Source organism: Nocardia sp. NPDC060220, assembly GCF_042727815.1.
Taxonomy (GTDB): Bacteria; Actinomycetota; Actinomycetes; order Mycobacteriales; family Mycobacteriaceae; genus Nocardia.
Genome location: NZ_JBHWZY010000699.1, coordinates 1 through 3,712, shown reverse-complemented (window position 1 = coordinate 3,712; position 3,712 = coordinate 1). Strand labels below are relative to the sequence as shown.

Genomic DNA, 3,712 nt, shown 5'->3' with positions numbered 1-3,712 from the left:
ATTGGAACCAATAATAATTATTGGCACTGACATTCATCGACACACTATTGAGTTCTCAAAGAACACACGCACACACTTCTACCCACAACTTCTCGGAGGGGTTTCGGTGAGGCAAGGGTTCAAACTTTAGCTCAGGAAGCTCACCGGAAGCAAGTTCCGATCAAGTAACCCTGAACACATGATCAGTCAGGCGCTCAACGTCCTACCTCGTGTCCCGGCCGCTGGGCGGCTGAGTTGGTGTCCGTGTCGCTCTGACTCGAATAAAGTTACGTGCCGACCAACACGAAGTCAAATCGGCTGGTCAAGGGCGGTTTCCAAGCAGCGGACCGGCGGTGAACCAGCTCGGTGCGGCCGCGGTGAAGCGGTGGCGGTCCCACTGTCCAGCGCCGGCGGGGATCGCGCCGACTATCGGGGTCTCGGTGACTCGCGGAAGGTCGTCGCGATTGCACCGGGAGGCGAGGTCGGGATCGGTCGGCCAGGAACCGATGACCAAGCCGGCGCAGGGAACACCTGCCGCGGCGAGGGTCCGGGTGGTGAGTTCGCTGTGGTTGAGGGTGCCCAGGCCGGCCGCGGCGACAACCAGTACCGGTGCACCGATCTTCTGGGCGAGGTCGAGCAGGGTGAACTCGCCCATCCGCACCAGCAGTCCGCCCGCGCCTTCGACCAGCACCCAGTCGGCATCGGCGAGCGATTCGACGGCGGCGACGGTATCGCTCAGGGTCAGCAGCGGCATGGCCGCGCGCCGCGCGGCGGTGTCGGGAGCGAGTGGTTCCGGGTAGCGAGCGAGCTCGAGCGTGCGGGTCACCCCGGTCAGTCGGATGACCTCGGCGAGGTCGCCGGGTTCGCCGGGGGCGATGCCGGTCTGCGCGGGCTTGCAGACAGCGACCGTGCGCCCCGCTGCCTGCGCGGCCGCGGCCAGTGCCGCGGTGACGACGGTTTTGCCGACGTCGGTCGAGGTGCCGCTGATCAGCAGGACAGTCATGCCGTCACCGATTCCTTGCCGCGGGCCGACGCGAGAACGTCGCCGAGGACCTCGGCGATCGTCTCGAGTTCGGCGGATGTCAGGTCGGCGCGGGCGGTCAGCCGCAGCCGTGAGGTGCCTTCGGGAACCGACGGCGGGCGGAAGCAACCGACGTCGAGGCCGCGGGCGCGGCATGCCTGCGCGGCATCGAAGGCGACTTGAGCTTCGCCGAGGACGACGGAAACAACCGCGGAATCCGGTTCGGGGACCCCGGCGATCCGGGCGATGTCGGCGGCGCGGTCGAGGACGCGGGTGGCCATCGACGGGTCGCGGCGCAGCAGCGACAGCGCGGCGCGAGCCGCACCGACGGCGGCGGGAGCCAGGCCGGTATCGAAGATGAAGGTGCGCGCGGCATCGATGAGGTGGGCACGGATTCTGGCATCGGCCAGGACGACGCCGCCCTGGGCGGCGAATGCCTTCGACAGCGTCGCGGTGATCACGAGGTCCGGTTCGCCCGCCAAGCCCAGCTCGTGCACGAGCCCGCGTCCGCCCTCGCCACGGACCCCGAGTCCGTGCGCTTCGTCGACGATCAGGATCGCGCCGTTCGCACGGGTGACGCGATGCAGGTCGGCCAGTGGTGCGAGATCGCCGTCTGCGCTGAAGACCGAATCGGTGAGTACCAACGCGCGCTCTTCGGTGCGCTCGGCGAGCAATCGTTCGATCGCGGCGACATCGCGGTGCGCAGCGATCGCGACTCTGGCGCGGGAAAGCCTGCACGCGTCGACCAGTGAGGCGTGCGAGCCCGCGTCGGAGACCACGAGGGTGCCGCGTCCGGCCAGCGCGGTGACCACGCCGAGGTTGGCGGCGTAGCCGGTCGCGAAGACCAATCCTGTTTCGGCGCCGACGAATTCGGCCAGTTCGAGTTCGAGGAGTGCGTGCTCGGTGGTCGTTCCGGTGACCAAGCGAGAGCCCGTGGAGCCTGCTCCCCAGCGCCGCACCGCCTCGATCGCGCCCTCGACGACCTCCGGGTGCCGGTGCAGGCCCAAGTAGTCGTTGGAGGCGAGGTCGATCGCGGACGACTCGGCGACGCGCTCGCGCAGATGCCTGCGTAGCCCCGCGTCGACCCGTTCGGCCGCACGCTCGTCCAACCAGCTCAACGGATCCGTACTCACAGTTGAGCAGCATACTTGAACACCGTTCAGGACGGTCGGGCTCATGCGATCGAGGCCTTCACCGCCGCGCCCACGGCCTCGGTGATGGCGGCGATGTCGGCGCTGGTGCTGATGAACGGGGGCATCGTGTAGACGAGATTGCGGAACGGGCGCAGCCAGGCGCCCGCGTCGACGGCGGCATCGGTCGCGGCGCGCATATCGACGGGTTCGTCGAGTTCGACGACGCCGATCGCGCCGAGCACGCGGACTTCGGCGACACCGGGCAGCTCGGCCAGCGGCGCGAGGCCGGCCCGCAACTCCGACTCGATCCTGGACACCTCGCCTCGCCAGTCCCGCGAGCGCAGCAACTCGATCGAGGCGACCGCGACGGCGCAGGCCAGCGGGTTGCCCATGAAGGTCGGCCCGTGCATCAGTCCGCCGTGTGCCGCGCTGATGGTCTCGGCGATCCGCGCGGTGCACAGCGCCGCCGCCAGGGTGAGGTAGCCGCCGGTCAGCGCCTTGCCGACGCACATCACGTCGGGCGCGACGCCCGCGTGGTCGGCGGCGAACAGCTCGCCGGTGCGGCCGAACCCGGTGGCGATCTCGTCGAAGACGAGCAGCACGTCGTTGTCGTCGCAGATCCGGCGCAGTTCGGTGAGGTAGCGCGGATCGTGCCAGCGCATGCCGCCCGCGCCCTGGACGACCGGTTCGACGATCACCGCGGCCAGTTCCTCGCGATGATCAGCGACGGCGCGTTCGAGCTCGGCGACGTAGCCGGGTTCGAACTCTCGTGGCGGCGCGGGGACGAAGACCTGCTCGGTGAGGACGTCGGTCCACAGTGAGTGCATGCCGCCATCGGGGTCGCAGACGCTCATCGGGGTGAAGGTGTCGCCGTGGTATCCCCCGCGCCAGGTGAGCAGCCGGTTCTTCGCCGGGCGCCCGGCGCCGCGCCAGTACTGCAGGCACATCTTGGTCGCGACCTCGACCGACACGGAGCCGGAGTCGCAGAGGAAGACCTTGTCGAGACCCGCGGGCGTGAGTTCGACCAGCAGTTGGGTCAGCCGGGTGGCCGGTTCGTGGGTGAGCCCGCCGAACATCACGTGACTCATGCGCTGGGATTGCGCGAGCAGGGCCGCGTCGAGGACCGGGTGGCAGTAGCCGTGGACGGCCGCCCACCACGAGCTCATCCCGTCGACGAGTTCGCGGCCGTCGGCGAGAGTGAGTCGCGTTCCTGCCGCGCTCGCCACGACCAGCGGCTCGGTGGTCGCGGGGAATCCGCCGTAGGGATGCCAGACGTGTTCGGCATCGAGGGCGGTGATCTGCTCGGGGGTCAGGTCCACAGGTTTCCTCGTCGTCGCCCGGTGCTGCCGAGACGACAGCCTTGAACACTGTTCAAGTTATCACCTGCCGTCATCGGCGGGCGGGGTGTCGGCATGACTGGCGATCGCAGCGGGGAGCCGGGCGAGGGCGTCGCGGACCACGGCGAGCGATTCCGCGCCCAGCTCGGCGGCGATCACCCGTTCGATGCGCTGGATGTGCTGCCCGGCCAGCGACATCACCTCCCGACCGGCCGTGGTGGTGACCACCAGCCGCGCGCGCC

General features: G+C 69.1%; 3 protein-coding genes and 1 pseudogene. All 4 read right to left on the bottom strand.

Going from position 1 to position 3,712, the window contains the following annotated elements:
* Positions 1 to 301: 301 nt before the first annotated feature.
* Positions 302 to 982, bottom strand: a complete 681-nt coding sequence (gene bioD, locus ACFWF3_RS27950; protein ID WP_379316414.1) for a dethiobiotin synthase — start codon at positions 980 to 982, stop codon at positions 302 to 304.
* A complete protein-coding gene (locus ACFWF3_RS27945) occupies positions 979 to 2,178 on the bottom strand; it encodes an 8-amino-7-oxononanoate synthase (RefSeq protein ID WP_379316412.1) in 1,200 nt (399 codons plus the stop codon). Before ACFWF3_RS27945 ends, bioD begins: the two co-directional genes overlap by 4 nt.
* Entirely contained in the window at positions 2,175 to 3,452 is a 1,278-nt protein-coding gene (locus tag ACFWF3_RS27940) for an adenosylmethionine--8-amino-7-oxononanoate transaminase (RefSeq protein ID WP_379316411.1), read from the bottom strand. Before ACFWF3_RS27940 ends, ACFWF3_RS27945 begins: the two co-directional genes overlap by 4 nt.
* 60 nt (positions 3,453 to 3,512) lie before the next feature.
* Positions 3,513 to 3,712: pseudogene (locus ACFWF3_RS27935) on the bottom strand (MarR family transcriptional regulator); the annotation flags it as partial.

What these genes read in the sequence shown, in the direction of transcription:
- ACFWF3_RS27945 (WP_379316412.1), bottom strand. Translation starts at nt 2,178, where the DNA reads ATGAGCCCGACCGTCCTGAACGGTGTTCAAGTATGCTGCTCAACTGTG.
- bioD (WP_379316414.1), bottom strand. Translation starts at nt 982, where the DNA reads ATGACTGTCCTGCTGATCAGCGGCACCTCGACCGACGTCGGCAAAACC.